This window comes from Pseudomonas sp. ICMP 8385, assembly GCF_002699915.1.
GTDB classification, from domain to species: domain Bacteria; phylum Pseudomonadota; class Gammaproteobacteria; order Pseudomonadales; family Pseudomonadaceae; genus Aquipseudomonas; species Aquipseudomonas gessardii.
In genome coordinates this window covers 63,389-78,296 of record NZ_LKBY01000095.1, presented here as the reverse complement: position 1 = coordinate 78,296, position 14,908 = coordinate 63,389, and the positions used below count along the sequence as shown (strand labels likewise).

Below are 14,908 nucleotides of genomic sequence, written 5' to 3'. Positions count from 1 at the left end.
CCAGCGGTGGCGGAACCTCTCAGTCGAGCGTAAAGCCAGTTGGACGCCTTGGCTGATCCTATTAAGACACCATTGCAGCGCGGAATCGCCGCACTGCGTAACACCCTAGGTCAGGATGCTGCCGATGCATTGCTCCAGCCCGCACCCATGCGGGCTGACGAAGCGGCGTGCTTTCACTTCCCCTTGCCCATCGATTACACGGGGCAGGAGCGGCGACTGCGTATAGGTTTCCCCTCCAACTTTCCCCGCGGGCTCTTGCGGCTGAACGTCGAACCCTCTCCATGGCTGGTTTGGCCGCATGCCACTAAGTCGGGGCTTTGCCTTCATGGCTTTCAGGAACGCCCCATCATGGGCTCCCCGGAGGTCGTGGTAGAGGACAGCCTTGCTCGCTTGGCCCAGATCGTTTCGTTGTCCAAGATGGGATCAAACCAGGCAACACGCGATATCGAATTTCAGAATGAGATCACTACCTACTGGTCGTTTCAGCACGGGCAGTCATTCCAGAACCTCTTACTGTTGGATCGACCTCAGGCTGCCTCGCAGTTGTTTGCGCTCAGCGATCCGCGCCGAGCTGTGCCATCCGGTCAGGAAACGGTTTGGTTAGCATCGAATGTAGCTGCACTCAAAGGGCATTACCGACGGGTCGTCGGGCGCTCTGCTGTCATTCGTGCGGCCGAAACTCCCGGTTTTTACGTCAAGCTTCAGACTTATCCGGATATCCGCACCCCGGATCCAGAAGATTTATTGCTGTGGCTAAAGCCACACCTTCAACCAGACGATGCCGAGCAATTGCTGGCATGGTTTGAGCTGCATGGAACGTTGGCGAGTCGATGGATTGTTCTGGAGCTTCCAGGAGGCGCAGATGCTCCAACATATTGTCTCAATGTGCGTTCGCTCGGTGTACAGCAGGAGCGGGGGGCAAAGTTTGGCTTGCGTACAGCTCGCCGGCGGCCAGCTATCGCAAATGCTCATCCTCCGGCGCTCGTCCGAGCAACTGCCCTGGATGTGCTTGATCGAGCGTCCATCCTGTCCCGCGATATAAGCGGCACTGCACAGCACCTTGAAAATGCTCGAGTCGTTTGTGTTGGCGTTGGCTCATTAGGCAGTACGGTGGCAATACAATTGGCACGATCCGGTGTCGGCCACCTTACCCTCATCGATCCTGACACTTTGGTGTCAGCCAATCTGGGGAGGCACGTTCTGGGAGCGGATAGCCTAGGGAGGCTGAAAGCCTCAGCGTTGAGGGACAAGATTCTGTTAGATCTTCCGACGACAGAATGCACCGCTTATTCGACTTTTGCCGAAGTAGTGATGAGTAGCAAACCAGAAGTGTTCGATAACGCAGATCTGGTGGTGATCACGACAGCAGACTGGCAGTCGGAGGTCACTGTATGGCGAACCAAATCCAGCGGCGCTCCTTGGGGGCTTTTACAAGCCTGGAGCGAACCGTATACCCAGGTCGGCCATGCTCTATTCGCACCAGGCGGCACCTTTGATGGCCGTCAGTTGTTCACGGACGTCGGCGATTTTTTGCATAGATTTACAGAGTGGCCGGGAGGCGGTGTTGTTCCACTGCCCGCGTGTGGCGAGAGCTTTATCCCAGGCGGCTCGCTGGGAATGACCAATATCGCCTCTATGGTGTCGCACACGGCCTTACGCGCATTGACCGGCAAGATCGCCACTGCATCTTGGGTCAGCAGCATTTATAGGCCTGAAGATGTGCTGAGCCTAGGAGGCCAATACCATGGGCCCAAACTGCCAGAGGGGACGCAGCAAATCCTACTCGAACGCGGATGGCCGGAAGATAAGGACGAAATGGTATGACGGATATCGCATGGCGCTGGCGATGGCCGGAGGTGGACTCCGAGCTATTGGTGTCCCAGGCGGTCGCGGACATCTTGGATAGTCATCGGCAGGGCCTTTTTGGCGTGGAGCGAGGTGGACAGTTATTCGTCAACCCTGTTGATCCGAAAGGTTTGCTGCTGGCCTTGGCCACGTTGCCTCATCGCGCCGATCGGTCAGGCTGGTCTTGGCTAGAGTTGGATGCGGCGCGGTGCCGTCAGGAGATCCAGGCTGCCAACGAACAAGGGTTACGCCTGGTGGGCTATTGGCATACGCATCCCCAATCCGTTCCGGTGATCTCTCCGGCAGACATCGGTAGTTTCTCCAAATTTGCTGCACGTTACACGCAGGATCTGCCGCACCCAATAGCCATTATTGTCGGCAAGTCCGAAAAACCAGAAGGTATCAAGGCGTGGTCGTTCAGGGACGGCAGATATGTTGAGGCAACCTGGGTCAGATGAACTTCAAGTCAGTGCGGTGGAAGGCAGGTCAGCGTTTATAGTTACCCGCCAGCATTAGGGCGAAGAGCTCTGCCTGAAAGCGGGCATCATCCAATGCGTTATGGTTCGGTTCGCTGAGTGGCTTCAGCACAGCGGTCATTTTGGATGATTTTGTTTCCTTCCAGCTGCAACCTACAGCGCCCATAAAGTAGGCCTTCATGTCGATAGCGGTAAAACCAAAGGGGTTGGTTTCTAGGTATTTGTGGAAGTAGTAATTGACGAATGACCAGTCAAACGGTGCATTGAGTCCTACGAAAATGACCTTTTGCCCCGTTTGGCAGGACGATCTCAGCCACTGATCAAATGTCAGCATCGCCTGTTGCGGAGCGAGACCCTCGCGCTCCAGCTTCTCCAGACTCAGCCCCGATACTGCCAGCGCTTCGGGGTCGTGTTTCGGACTGTCAGGCCGTAGTTCAAGATAGATGGACGTTTCAGGTTGGGCTACAAGACAAGCTCCAATGGAAAGCAGACTGTATTCGCCTGGTATAGGCCCAGAAGTCTCGACGTCGACGGAAACATAAAGCTCATCAGGGTGCATGTCATATCCTTTCGTGTAGTTAACTGATCACGCTCAGGCTCTTAGCCATGTGAAGGTGGAAAGGCAGGTATATCCATTGCCCCATTTTTTGCTGTTTCACTCGCTATCCGGCGTTCGAGCAGCGGCAGTGCCTGTCTACCAGCGGATTGCGCGTTCCTTTGGTCAGCTCTGGGCCCAACCATGATGATGTGTGTCATTCTCTGATGGCGGATGAGGGCCGGACGATCATGAGTGAAACTGAGCGTTGGATAGTAAAATCCCAGAAAACTGAGGACGGAACTGGCGACATCATCATTGATCTGCCTCAAGAGTTGCTTGACCAAATGAGGTTAGGTGTTGGGGACGACCTGGAGCTAACGGTAGCGAATGGCACATTAGTGCTGACGCCCGTGCACAACACAATATCAGTGCGGCCCATGTTTGCTGGCGTCCTGAGTCAGGATGTCTATCATGCTTACCGCATGCGTCTGGAGACGCTTCTTCATATCTCTGTCAATGCTTCGGATCTGGACGTTCACGACATGATAGTAGCTGGCTTCTCGGTCAGCCTGATAAAAATGCTTTGTGATGATGGAACCCTCAGCGACGAAGAACGCGACAGAATCATTCAACCCAAAACGCTTAAAACAAAACTGTCAGCCAATCAGCTTTTAACGTTGCATGAGAGCGATCGCCTGTTCCGGTTTGCACATATTAGCGCCATGGCCGAGGTGATCTTCGGTGACAAAGGGAAGGCCAAACAATGGCTTTCCAAACCCAAAGCCCGTTTTTTAGGAGAAAGCCCATCGGCGGTGGCCACTACAACCTTTGGCACACATCTAGTCGAAGAAATGCTGATTCAAGTGTCTGAGGGCATGTCATTTTGATTCAGTCGCAGCCAAACGGCTTCTACCGCTCCTTGAGTAACATGGATTTCATGCGCCTATGCCCGCGTCGCCTTGCCGAATACGGCATGCACGGGCATCCATGAAGCACTAGGTTTCACCCACATCGGAACCTACCGCGAGGTAAGGTTCAAGCACGGCAATGGCATAGCCGGGTACTGGCGTAAACCACTTTATCTGGTGACAGCTAGATAGAAATCATCCCGTTCAGTGGGATGAGGGGAGAAGGCGGACCAGCTGTAAAATGGCCCAGTGGTCGGCATAGGAACCTCGTGTGTCGCGGGGAGCTAAGCTGAATGATGCTTCTCGTTCGAATCAGTTTTTTTTGATCGGCCGGAGGTACAAATGAACCTGGCAGATTTTGTCTCAGTGCTTTCTGCGGGTGAGAAAATAGACGGGTGCCAACTCACCACCTCAGATGCTGTGGCCCTCGCCAGTCTGCATTTTCCTTCCCGTGCCTATTGTCTTGTTGCTGATTGGGCAATATTGGATCTCGACATTACAACACGTCAGCGAAAAGCCATTACGGATAGACAGCTAATACCTGCTCTCGTTTACGCTTTGACCGTTATCCAAGACAGTAAAGGCCGCTTCCCGCCTGGTGGTTGGGTCCGAACAACGCTGGGTGTTTCCTTCACCCATGGCTGCTTATTTCGAACAAAAAACACAGTTTATGTGCTGATGGGGACCGGTCGAAGGTTGCGCACGGATTTAGACATCGCACTGAGCCTGTGTTGAAAAAAGACTATTTCCGCACAGGTGAGTGACCGGTCGCGCTCACATAATATTTCGTGCCTGAATGAACGCTCGCTGTTGTGTCAATCTATGTTGTTACCAATCGGGCCCCGTATTTGAAGTGCGACCCGTCTGTGTCAGTCTATGTTGCTGTTGTGTGGATCCCGGGTCATCCTACAGGCCCCGATTTACGAGAAGGGCTGTGTCAAACTATGTTGTTGGCAACCAGTCCACTATCGGTTTTGGCGGGAGCTACACCAGCCGTCGCGTCGGGCTTCGATTGGTCGACAGGGCAAGGTCTAGTAGACGCGTGCAAGGCGGTGAGCATTCCGCAAGCAAAAGCCAGCGAACTCGATGTGGCGAGTGTCTTTCTGTGCAATGTGCAGTTTCAAATCTGGCGAGACGCTTGGACATTTGCGGATGCCTTCAACGAGCATTCTTTCAAGCGGGGCGGCCCTATATGCATTCCAGATCAGGTGACGAACAAGTCACTGGTCGATGGGTTTATGGGGTGGGCAAATCGCAAAATGAGTAATGAACTTAAAGCTCAACAAAGTACGGCAGCCGTCTACCTTTTCATGCGGTCTGCATATCCCTGTAACTAACAATGAAAACGCCATGCCGATTTTACTGAGTCACGCAATCATCGGGCTGGCTACGCTCGCAGTGTTAGCCACCCTCACTTATAAAATTGCCTCAAGGCACGGAATAACCGTTGGAGTCCTTGCGTGGGTACTGCAATTGGCGTTCTTCAAATTTGCAATTTTGGAGGTCGAGGGTCCCTATGGTCGACAAAGATATTTGGGATGTTTGCCGGGCTGATGGGCTGGCTGTTGGCGTGGCATTTTAGACTAAATCCAAACGACGAAGACGTATAGGAAATCGCAAGTGTGACAACCAAAAGATCTGGACTAGGGGGAAATTATGTTTGAGATCATTGGCCTCGTTACCACAATATTGTTGGTTGTAGTGATTGGCAAAGCCATATACAAATTTTTAATTAAAAGAAATCTCCGCAAGGCTGCGATGGTTGCGAGGAAGTTTGGGGTTCCTGAGGCATTCATCTTTGAATCCTTCAAACGCCTGGACGATATTAAGGGCGCTATGGTTCAGCTGAGTCAACTAGATGATAGGTTTGATGAGAAGCCTGTTTTCATTCAATTTGGTGAGTCTATAGCTCTAAACTATGAGGGACAGCTAAAGGGGTATGTCCCTCGGTATCCTGGCTATTTTGAAGATGGTGCGGAGGATTTTGATGAGGTTATCAATATATCGGTCAGCCTCGGAGTGCCTCGCCACCTTGTGGGGGACTTATACGTTGAAAATCACTCTGGCTTAAACAAATTCGCGGCTCAGATTAACAGTCCCGGTAGCATCCATCACAACGCTTCATTTGAAGAACGTCTGGCCGTTTCTATCAGCACGCTTTTCAGGTCGCAAAATAGATTCTGACGCAGTGCCTGATCTGTCGAAGAAGGTGTGGCGCACTGCGGTTGGAGGTCAAAGCTAAGCGGAGTCGGAATATTGACCGACCAATTGCCGATTCTTGTCTGACGAACCACCACTGATCTGTTCAAGGAGAAATGACATGGAAAACGAAGCATGGAGCCCCGTCATACGCGCTTTCGAAACCCCTTACGAACCGAACAGAAAGGAACCCCCGCCATGCCGACCTATACCGACCACGAATAAACGCTGTACATGAATCAAGCCCGGCGCAAGGTGCTGGCTATCGCCAAGGCGAATCGACAGTACATCGACCGCACCGAGGAACATGCCCGCGCCTATGCCGAGGCGCTGTATGACGTGGCCGCGATCACTGAAACCGAGCGCCTGACACTGTTGGATGATGCCCGCGAGGGGTCCGAAGCCCGCGTGCGCGAATTCAAGGTCGCCGAGCAGTCATAACCAAAGGAATTCCGCCACCTCGGCCGCTGTGCTTACAATAGGCCACCATCACAAGGAGTTGCATCAATGGCGATTGAAGACACCCGCAAGCTGATCAAGGTCACCTATCACCAGGCCGAAAGCTACATCACCCATGGTTGGACGCTGTTGGCCGTGTGCGTCTGTCAGGACGGTGCGGATCAGTACGCCGAATACCATCTGGGCTGGCAGAAAGACGGGGAACCGCCATTGATGCCGATATACTGAGTGAATCGGCGTTAACAATACGCCACTTGTGTAAAACAGGCCCCCCACACTTGCCCCGAGTGTTGGGGCCTTTTTTTGTGCCCGCGGAAACCATAACGCCCTTGGAGTGGCACACCAGAACCCCCTGGAGTGGTGTTACGCAATCTTCGCCCTTACTCGAAACAGGAAGCGACCTCGATGCCAGCGCCTCACTTATCCGCCTTCGACCACTACGAAGAACCGCTGCTGACCCGTGCCCAGGTGCGCGAGCTGCTCAACGACTTGCCCCAGGCGCTCGGCGCCGGCCTGAACGAGCGCCTGAATGCCACCCTGAGCGCCGAAGCCCCAGTGCCCTTTGGTGAGGCCTTGAGCGAACTGTGCGCTTACTTGGACGGCCTGGAGGGCCCCGGCACGCAGTCCTTTGAACAACTGATCCAGCCCAAGGCCTACGCCATGAGCGGTTGGAAGGAATGGCGCTCCGGTTGCACCGCCCTGGCGGTGTGACATGAGCGCGCGTGACAGTAACGCACCGCATTACGCTGCCGCCCTGGTTGAAGACTGGGCGCGCGACTGGGTACTTGGGCCACGTTATTTGGAATGCCGGCATTGCGAAGGGCGTCAACCGTTCGACAGCGCGGCCAGGGCGATTACGTTTGCCTGGCATAAAGAGAAGTGCCCGAACTTGATTCGCGGCGAACGTTACCCCCTGCAAGTGCTACGAACCGCGCTAGACACAGTTAGCCCGGTGCCAGCATGAGCGCCGCCGATCAACTGGCCGGGGGCCGCTGCCGCCCCTGGTGCGTGACCACGCGCTAAAACGCTTGGAGCGCCTGGAGCTTGCCTAGGATGCCTGCACCGTGCGCCTGGCCCTGGAACGGGCCGAGGGCTACGCCGAAGGCCTGGAGGTCATCTGCGGCCTGAATCCGGCGGACCTTGAAGCGCTTTATATCGCCTTCGACAACACCGGCCGGGCGCGCCTGCAGGAACTTGAGCAGTGATTGCCTGATAGCCGTTGGCTACACGCCATGGGCGCGGGCGGCCTTGTCCAAGGTTTCCGCGAGGATCTGCGCCGAGGTGCTGATTGCGCTGTACAGTTTGTCAAGTTCCAGGCTGGGCGTGCTGGAGGTTGTGCGTTGGTACTCAGCGTGCAGTCGGCGGAAGTCAGCCAGCGTTTCAAGCTCAAAGGCGGACAGCTCCAGGGTGATAGCCATAGCGACTCCGTGTAAGGCGTAACGGAGAAAGTTCAGACGAAAAAAAACCGCCTTAGTAGGGCGGTTTTTCTTTGCAGGTCCGGTTAGTGGCCGGGCTTGCATGCTCACAGGGAACACTAGCGTTCGCTGATCCTATCGAGTTTACGGTTTAGCGTAAATAAATAATCGTTATTAATGATCAGCGGGCGACTTTCTCGAAAAAATCCATACCCGGCAAACGCCCGGCCGCTGGGGCTTTTGCCTATATGTGTGCGTTTTTGGGCTTCATTGAGGCCATCCGCCGCAACACAAAGCCCGTTTTTGTTCGTATATTGCTAGTAGTTCCGCGTTCGTCAGCCTTTGAGGTTGGCCGGGCATGCGCGAGAATTTTGGACCTCCTGCCACGGGCTAGTAATCCGTGTCGGGTTTTATGCAGGAGGCCCTTAGCCCTGCCGCCTCACAGGGGACACTAGCGTGTTATCCCAAAGGTTCGCGTATCCCGATAAGCGCACTGGAGGTTAGGCCCAACTACTGGAGGGCCGCAGCATGTTTAAGTTTTTGAAACGTGCGTGGGACTTCGTGGTGGTTTGTGTGCGTGTTCATCACGTATACGAAATGCTGCGAGACTGTCTTGATGACCAGTAAAGGCTGATAGGTTGGACCGTTCTGGCTTAGGCCAGGGCGGTTTTTTTTGGCACTCGCAAAAGCGCTGGGCGCGGAGTGTCGAATCCGAGGCGGAGTTAAGACACAAAAAAACCGCCGTTGGAGGGGCGGTTTATTTGTGCTTACAGAATTGGAGTTCGGTATGCGGTTCGCTGAAAGCGCTGACGAATCGATCATAAATTACGTTTCGACCGTTTAGCAATGGCTAAGCAGTTCCGTTTGTGGTTGGTTTTTTCTTTCATCCCAAATCACGACGGCGAATTCGGCGTTGATTTGCATCATTCAAATCATGCTGAACGACTTGGAACCCCGCGTAACTACGGGCGATATAGACGGATTGAGCTGTGATTGTGGAAATTGACTAGAACGTCATGCCAGGGCCGCGTCAAGAAAAAACCGGACGGATGGTTATAGGGGGGTTCTATATTTCAAAAAAGCGCGAAAGTGCTTTTTTCTTCCCGCTGTTTTGCGGTATTACGTATATCCAAGGGCATGTATTGCCCTGGCCCCTTCACCGCGTCTGGAAAACGCGCCGGGAGGGAAGGGCCGACAAACACCTGGCTCGCTGAAAGCGCTGACCCCTTTCAGTAGAACCGCTGCCTTGCCCGGTAAGGGCGGCGGGGCCAGGCTTCTTTTTTGAGGAAGCCGCCTATGCGTCTTTTCAAATTGAGTTGCCGTGCGGCGTGGGAAAGTTTCTGCGCGCTCATCAAGGTCGCCCAAGGCTACCGGGTGTTGACCTGGCTGCGCGATCACTACGACGACATTTGACCGGAACAGGCCCCGCGTAAGCGGGGTTTTTTAGCTGTGGAGGCTCAATATTTCTGGGCAACCTAAAGCGAGGAACGAAGGTCTTTAGGCCGCAAATTTGCGTGATGCTAGAAGCTTGCAGGCCACACTGTAAATAGGCATCATTGGTCAGCCGAAAGGTGCGTAAGCTGCGCGCTACTGCAGCTCAAGAATCTTCACAGTCCCGATCGGGGCTGTTCAAGTATGCGTAAGTCCATTTGACCTATGCTACCCCCCAGAATCAATCATCCACGCATGAGCGTAGATGTTTGTCCGTGCCACGCACGGGTCGTTAGCTGCGACTCTAATCAGCTTAAAAACCTACCCATGCGGGGAAACCCGTATGGGATTTCTCCGCTCTGAAAACTGGAGTTGAGAATATGAGCAATACCAACGTCGTCGTTAATCTGACCAAGTTTAAAACTACACGTGAACTCGAATCCTTCGGGGTTTGTGATCTAACGAGTTGGAAGGAATTCCAGGAGATTCGTAATCTCCTTTTCTTCCCGGTGCTGCCAAACAAGGAAAGTATCGCAAAGCGTGTTATGCGCCTTGCTGAAATTGCCCTTGCTGAAGCAAAGAAGACTGGAGCAACTACCATTTTGGTCAGCTGCCCGCCATGGATGATGCATTCGTTGTGTGCCGAGTTGGTTTATCACGGGCTCACACCAGTCGTAAGCTTCACTAAAAAAACCAGTGAAGACAGCCTGTCTGTCATCGACCTAGTAGTTGCTGCGTAAACCGCACAAATAAATCGCCCACTGGGGGAGTCTTCCCCTATGGGGATTCTCCTTTTCTTGGGCTACTGCTTTCGAGAATGGAGAATTAAAAAAATGCAATTCAACGCACATGTTGAAATGAGTGAGTTCGGATTCAATACCAACGCGAAAGCGCCTGGTTTTGCTGATGGGCACCAGTGGATGCATCACGTCGCTCCGAAGAACGGAAAGTATTTCTTCCGCGAGATGTTGGTCAAGCCGTTCATGGGTTGGCTTTACGCTCCGTTTGGGGATAGTTTCATGCTCATCGGCGCAACGGGGACTGGTAAGTCATCGCTCGTCGAGCAAATCACTGCCCATCTCAATTGGCCTTGCATCACCGTTTCGGCTCATAGCCGAATGGAAATGCCAGAGCTTACTGGTTACAACCTGCCTGTCACCGATCCGGTAAGTGGTGACCTAAACACGAAGTTTGTGGATGGGCCGCTTACCCAAGCAATGCGACATGGCTTCGTATTCGTAATCGATGAATATGACGCCCTTGATCCGGCAGTTACTGTGGGTTTGCATGCTGTTACTGAGGGGAGGCCCTTGGTGATTGCAGAAAATAACGGTGAGGTCATTAAGCCGCATCCAAACTTCCGGTTCGTTGCTTGTGGTAACACAGCAGGGCAGGGTGATGCTTCAGGAGTATATGCTGGCACCATGCAGCAGAACTTGGCATCGCTGGATCGATTCAGAGTCCTTGAGGTTCCGTACCTTGATGAAGCTGATGAAGTACAAACCTTAATATCTACTTTGCCAATGCTACCTGTAGATATGGCAAAAAATATGGTTAAGGTTGCGAACTCAATTCGTAACCAGCATAAAGGATTAGGTGGTAATTACCTGAGCGTCACAATGTCCACACGGACATTGCTTCGTTGGGGGCGTATCTCTTGTGGATACACTCATCAACGCGCGTCTAATCCCCTTCAACTTTCACTGGATGAATCGTTGCTCAACCGCTGCGATCTAGTTCAGAAGACAGCAATTCGTAAGATCGCCGAAAGTGTATTCGGTGGCGATTGGAAAGCTGCTGTGTAAAAAACCCTAAGGGGGAATCTCCCCCCCAAGGGCGCGATTCCCCCTTTTTCATGCATGTGAGAAAGGAGAATCGTGAAATGTCCATTCAACAGAGTGAGATCAAAGTCCTTGACCAACTATTGCTGGTCGATCTTTCCGGCATCCATCTATGGACTGCTAGGAAAAAACTAAAGCCTGAAATGCTGGAGGGTAAGATTCCTCCTACAATTTTGGCTTCTCTGGGATCGATGCGTGTAATCGACCCAGATAAGCTAAAACCGTTCGAGAAGATCAAACGGCAGGCTACGAAAGTAGTGGAAGAGTGTGGCGTGAGGTTTCTGGGTGGCTATGCCGTATCTCAGGACAAAATTCAGGAGGTTGTAGACCGACTGGAAGTGCTCAAAACGCAATTCTACGACTTGAAAAATAACTTTCTTCCCAATTACGAACGCTGGATCACTGAGTGGATCAATAAGGGCTGGGAGAAGCAGGAGTGGCGTGACGCTATCCGCACCTCGGTAACACCGAAGGCGCAGGTAGACGCTGGGATGCACTTTGGTTACGCGGCATGCCGTGTTTCCCCAGATGGTGACAAGCATCTCTCAAACACGCTGGGTACTCAGGTCCGTGGTTTGTCAGATCAGCTGTACGCTGAGACGGCAGATACAGCCGAGCGCTTGCTTGAAACAGGCTTGGCCACTCGTGGCCATGTCACGCAAACGACGCTGAACACTGTACGGAAGATCAACGCCTGTTGGCGCTGATTTAAAACTGACCCACCCTGCCGATTGAAAATTGACCCAGGACGGATTGCTGATTTTTGCCCCAGCAATTGTGGATAAGTTGTTGGCGCTGATTTAAAACTGACCCACCCTGCCGATTGAAAATTGACCCAGGACGGATTGCTGATTTTTGCCCCAGCAATTGTGGATAAGCTTAGCAGCAGTGTTCCGATTCAAGACCATCAAGCCCCACCGCAAGCGGCAGGGCATTTATGGTGCGGATCAAAATGGCTCATCGTCCTCGACATCATCTCCGTCCTTGCGCTTTCGTTCCCGTGACTTGATCTTTGTCTGCGCGGCCAAGGTGCTGTGTTGTAGTCGGTAGGACTCGTTGCCCGTTTCGACGATGTGGCAGTGGTGTGTCAGCCGATCCAGCAACGCGGTGGTCATCTTGGCGTCGCCAAACACACTCGACCATTCCGAGAAGCTCAGGTTGGTGGTGATGACCACGCTGGTGTGTTCGTACAGTTTGGACAGCAGGTGAAATAACAGGGCACCGCCGCTTTGACTGAAGGGCAAATACCCCAGCTCATCCAGTATCACCAGGTCTGTTCGTAGCAGTCCCTGGGCGATTCGCCCTGCCTTGCCATCGTACTTCTCACGCTCCAGCAGATTCACCAGATCCACCGTGGAAAAGAAGCGCACGCGTTTGTTGTGGGCCGTGATTCCGGATACAGCCAAGGCACTGGCCAGGTGTGTTTTCCCGGTTCCAGGGCCGCCGATGAACACGACATTCTGCGCGGTTTCAGTGAACGCTAAGCTGGATAGATCGCTGACCAGCCGGGCATCAGCGCTGGAAGCGCTGAAGTCAAAGCCAGCTAAGTCACGGTGCATGGGGAGTTTTGCCATGTTCATCTGATGATTCACCGAGCGTACCGCGCGATCCGCATGTTCCTGCTGAAGCAGATGTTCCAGCAGCCATTTCGATGAAGCCGTCGACGCTGTTCCTTGAGAGACCAGTTCTTCCCAAGCACTGGCCATGCCGTGCAGGCGAAGTTCTTTGAGTTCAGTCATTAGGTCACGCATTGCGATTCTCCTCATCGGTCGCACGGAGCCGGTCGTAGCGTGCCGTATTGGCAACAGGCGCGACCTTGAGTTGCAGGCTGGTGTCACGCATTGCGATTCTCCTCATCGGTCGCACGGAGCCGGTCGTAGCGTGCCGTATTGGCAACAGGCGCGACCTTGAGTTGCAGGCTGGTTTCTACACAGGGAGGTGGTGTGGTGGAGGTCAGGCGGGCAACGACATTGAGGATGTGATCGGCGCTCAGACTTCCCGATTCAAGTACCAGCTCCACCGCCACCAGCACTGGTTCGAGATGGAGGTCAGGCGGGCAACGACATTGAGGATGTGATCGGCGCTCAGACTTCCCGATTCAAGTACCAGCTCCACCGCCACCAGCACTGGTTCGAGACCCGCAATTGGCACAGCAGCCAGTACCTGCATCATGATTCGATCACCGTTGGTGTGACGCCTCAGTCCTCGTTTGAGAAGCCGTAACGGTTTTGGCAAATCAGCAAATGGCGCGCCGTTGCGCAATGCACCAGGCTTGCGTTCGATGAGTGGGATGTAGTGCTGCCAGTCAAAACTGACCTGATCTCGATCAAAGAGGCGCTCGTGACTGGCGATCACCGTTTCGTCGGCAATGACCACGATCCGCGAAGGGTACAAACGGCTGCTGACCCACTGGCCGACTCTCTCACATGGCACTGAATAGCGATTTCGCGCCACGCTGATCAGACAGGTGCTGGAGACCCGCACGGTACGCTCGACGTAGCCATCAAATACCGTCGGCATTGGCATCATTTCGACCTGCTCCAGCTCCAAGACCTCGGCCACCGTCAGCCCGTTGTACTGCGGATGCACCAGTTCGCTCCAGAGCGACCGGCAACGTTGGCCGAGCCAGACATTCAGCTCCTCAAAGGTATGGAACATGCAATTTTGAGCATCGAGCCAGATTCGCCTCCGGCTGTCCTGCACGTTCTTTTCGACGATGCCTTTCTCCCAGCCAGAGGCCACGTTGCAGAAGTCCGGATCGAACAGATAGTGCGCGCACATCACGGAAAACCGGGCGTTGACCGTGCGGCCTTTACCTTTGTTGACCTTGTCGACAGCCGTTTTCATGTTGTCGTAGATGCCGCGACGTGGCACGCCACCCAACGCTCCAAACGAGCGCGTATGGGCATCAAATAGCATCTCGTGGCCTTGGCTGGGGTACGCAACCAACCAGAATGCGCGGCTGGCGCACAGCTTCATGTGGGAGACCTGGACACGTCGAAAAAGACCACCGATCAGCAGACCTTCTTCGCTCCAGTCAAATTGAAAGGCCTCACCGAGAGCAAACGTCAGCGGTACAAAAGCGCGTAAAGACTTGCCTTGCTCCCCTCGCCAAGAGCGGACAAACGCCGTGAGCTGGCTGTAGCCGCCGTCGTAACCCTCGGCCTTGATCTGCTCGAAAAGCGCTTTGGCGCTCCTGCGGTTGTGTCTTGGCCGGAACGAATCGGCCTTGAGCGCCTGCTCCAGGGTCTCGTGAAAAGGGCTGAGCTTATTGAAGGTTGCGCACCGTTGGTACGCTGGCTGAGTGGCTTCGGGCGCTCTGACCCATTTTCGGATGGTGTTTCTCGACAGCCCGGTACGCTTGGCTATCTGATGCAGCGAGAGCTTGTCGCGGAAGTACATCCGCCGGATTTTTCCCAACATTTCCATGCTGATCACCCTGTGTTCTCCTGCTCAAAAAGTGAGCAGAAGCAGTTGAACACCTGGGTCAGTTTTCAGTCGGCAGAACAGCCTCTACTGGGTCAGTTTTCGGTCAGCGGCAACAGTAAAAAGTGAGCAGAAGCAGTTGAACACCTGGGTCAGTTTTCAGTCGGCAGAACAGCCTCTACTGGGTCAGTTTTCGGTCAGCGGCAACAGGCCTGGCTTTTTACGGGCGATGAATCTGCTTCCACTCGTTATGCTTTGCACATGTAGAAGGGCCCGCGTCGGTGTTCCAGAAAAGTTGGATAGCCATCGGCGCTGCCGCAGACCCGATGGAGATGTTCATGTTGACTTCTACCAAGGCGGACCTCATGAA

Annotated in this window: 16 protein-coding genes and 1 pseudogene; 13 read left to right on the top strand and 4 right to left on the bottom strand. The window is 53.7% G+C overall.

The window, feature by feature from the left end:
- The first annotated feature begins 39 nt into the window (after positions 1–39).
- Positions 40–1,824 (top strand): HesA/MoeB/ThiF family protein, encoded by a 1,785-nt coding sequence (locus AO268_RS13275; protein ID WP_038444650.1) that lies wholly within the window; start codon positions 40–42, stop codon positions 1,822–1,824.
- Complete coding sequence (locus AO268_RS13270) at positions 1,821–2,303, top strand: Mov34/MPN/PAD-1 family protein (RefSeq protein ID WP_019334922.1); 483 nt, start codon at positions 1,821–1,823, stop codon at positions 2,301–2,303. Before AO268_RS13275 ends, AO268_RS13270 begins: the two co-directional genes overlap by 4 nt.
- 28 nt (positions 2,304–2,331) lie before the next feature.
- Here AO268_RS13270 and AO268_RS13265 read toward each other — a convergent pair whose 3' ends face one another.
- Positions 2,332–2,880 (bottom strand): 3'-5' exonuclease, encoded by a 549-nt coding sequence (locus tag AO268_RS13265; RefSeq protein ID WP_038444646.1) that lies wholly within the window; start codon positions 2,878–2,880, stop codon positions 2,332–2,334.
- A gap of 227 nt (positions 2,881–3,107) precedes the next feature.
- Between AO268_RS13265 and AO268_RS13260 the strand changes: the two genes are divergently transcribed.
- The 8 genes from AO268_RS13260 to AO268_RS32725 all read left to right on the top strand — a co-directional run bounded on the left by AO268_RS13260 (position 3,108) and on the right by AO268_RS32725 (position 7,630).
- Positions 3,108–3,746: an antitoxin Xre/MbcA/ParS toxin-binding domain-containing protein gene (locus AO268_RS13260; protein WP_306474135.1), complete on the top strand. Its 639-nt coding sequence runs from the start codon at positions 3,108–3,110 to the stop codon at positions 3,744–3,746.
- Between the two features lie 363 nt (positions 3,747–4,109).
- Positions 4,110–4,502 (top strand): DUF6957 family protein, encoded by a 393-nt coding sequence (locus tag AO268_RS32385; RefSeq protein ID WP_074321239.1) that lies wholly within the window; start codon positions 4,110–4,112, stop codon positions 4,500–4,502.
- A gap of 209 nt (positions 4,503–4,711) precedes the next feature.
- Positions 4,712–5,104 (top strand): Rap1a/Tai family immunity protein, encoded by a 393-nt coding sequence (locus AO268_RS33745; RefSeq protein ID WP_373562127.1) that lies wholly within the window; start codon positions 4,712–4,714, stop codon positions 5,102–5,104.
- Positions 5,105–5,423: 319 nt separating this feature from the next.
- The gene (locus tag AO268_RS13245) at positions 5,424–5,951 is read left to right on the top strand and encodes a hypothetical protein (RefSeq protein WP_099168938.1); all 528 of its coding nucleotides are present in this window, start codon (positions 5,424–5,426) and stop codon (positions 5,949–5,951) included.
- 249 nt (positions 5,952–6,200) lie between these two features.
- Positions 6,201–6,407, top strand: a complete 207-nt coding sequence (locus AO268_RS13240; protein ID WP_099168937.1) for a hypothetical protein — start codon at positions 6,201–6,203, stop codon at positions 6,405–6,407.
- A gap of 66 nt (positions 6,408–6,473) precedes the next feature.
- Positions 6,474–6,653 (top strand): hypothetical protein, encoded by a 180-nt coding sequence (locus tag AO268_RS13235; RefSeq protein ID WP_099168936.1) that lies wholly within the window; start codon positions 6,474–6,476, stop codon positions 6,651–6,653.
- 177 nt (positions 6,654–6,830) lie between these two features.
- Positions 6,831–7,136 carry a hypothetical protein gene (locus tag AO268_RS13230; RefSeq protein ID WP_099168935.1) on the top strand — a complete coding sequence of 102 codons (306 nt, stop codon included), beginning with the start codon at positions 6,831–6,833 and terminating at the stop codon, positions 7,134–7,136.
- 353 nt (positions 7,137–7,489) lie between these two features.
- The gene (locus AO268_RS32725; RefSeq protein ID WP_169990593.1) at positions 7,490–7,630 is read left to right on the top strand and encodes a hypothetical protein; all 141 of its coding nucleotides are present in this window, start codon (positions 7,490–7,492) and stop codon (positions 7,628–7,630) included.
- A gap of 18 nt (positions 7,631–7,648) precedes the next feature.
- Here AO268_RS32725 and AO268_RS13225 read toward each other — a convergent pair whose 3' ends face one another.
- On the bottom strand, positions 7,649–7,843 hold the full coding sequence (locus AO268_RS13225; protein WP_099168934.1) for a hypothetical protein: 195 nt from the start codon (positions 7,841–7,843) through the stop codon (positions 7,649–7,651).
- Between the two features lie 1,808 nt (positions 7,844–9,651).
- Here AO268_RS13225 and AO268_RS13220 point away from each other — a divergent pair.
- From AO268_RS13220 to AO268_RS13210, 3 genes are all read left to right on the top strand, one after another.
- Positions 9,652–10,011, top strand: coding sequence for a hypothetical protein (locus tag AO268_RS13220; RefSeq protein WP_047229952.1), 360 nt, complete (start codon positions 9,652–9,654; stop codon positions 10,009–10,011).
- Between the two features lie 93 nt (positions 10,012–10,104).
- Positions 10,105–11,076 carry an AAA family ATPase gene (locus tag AO268_RS13215; RefSeq protein ID WP_099168933.1) on the top strand — a complete coding sequence of 324 codons (972 nt, stop codon included), beginning with the start codon at positions 10,105–10,107 and terminating at the stop codon, positions 11,074–11,076.
- Positions 11,077–11,153: 77 nt separating this feature from the next.
- On the top strand, positions 11,154–11,819 hold the full coding sequence (locus tag AO268_RS13210; RefSeq protein WP_257154378.1) for a DUF3150 domain-containing protein: 666 nt from the start codon (positions 11,154–11,156) through the stop codon (positions 11,817–11,819).
- Between the two features lie 240 nt (positions 11,820–12,059).
- On the opposite strand, the gene istB is transcribed toward AO268_RS13210, so the two are convergent.
- The gene (istB, locus tag AO268_RS13205; RefSeq protein ID WP_029241171.1) at positions 12,060–12,863 is read right to left on the bottom strand and encodes an IS21-like element ISPsy20 family helper ATPase IstB; all 804 of its coding nucleotides are present in this window, start codon (positions 12,861–12,863) and stop codon (positions 12,060–12,062) included.
- Between the two features lie 83 nt (positions 12,864–12,946).
- Positions 12,947–14,541 (bottom strand): annotated as a pseudogene (gene istA, locus AO268_RS13200) (IS21 family transposase).
- Between the last annotated feature and the right edge of the window lie 367 nt (positions 14,542–14,908).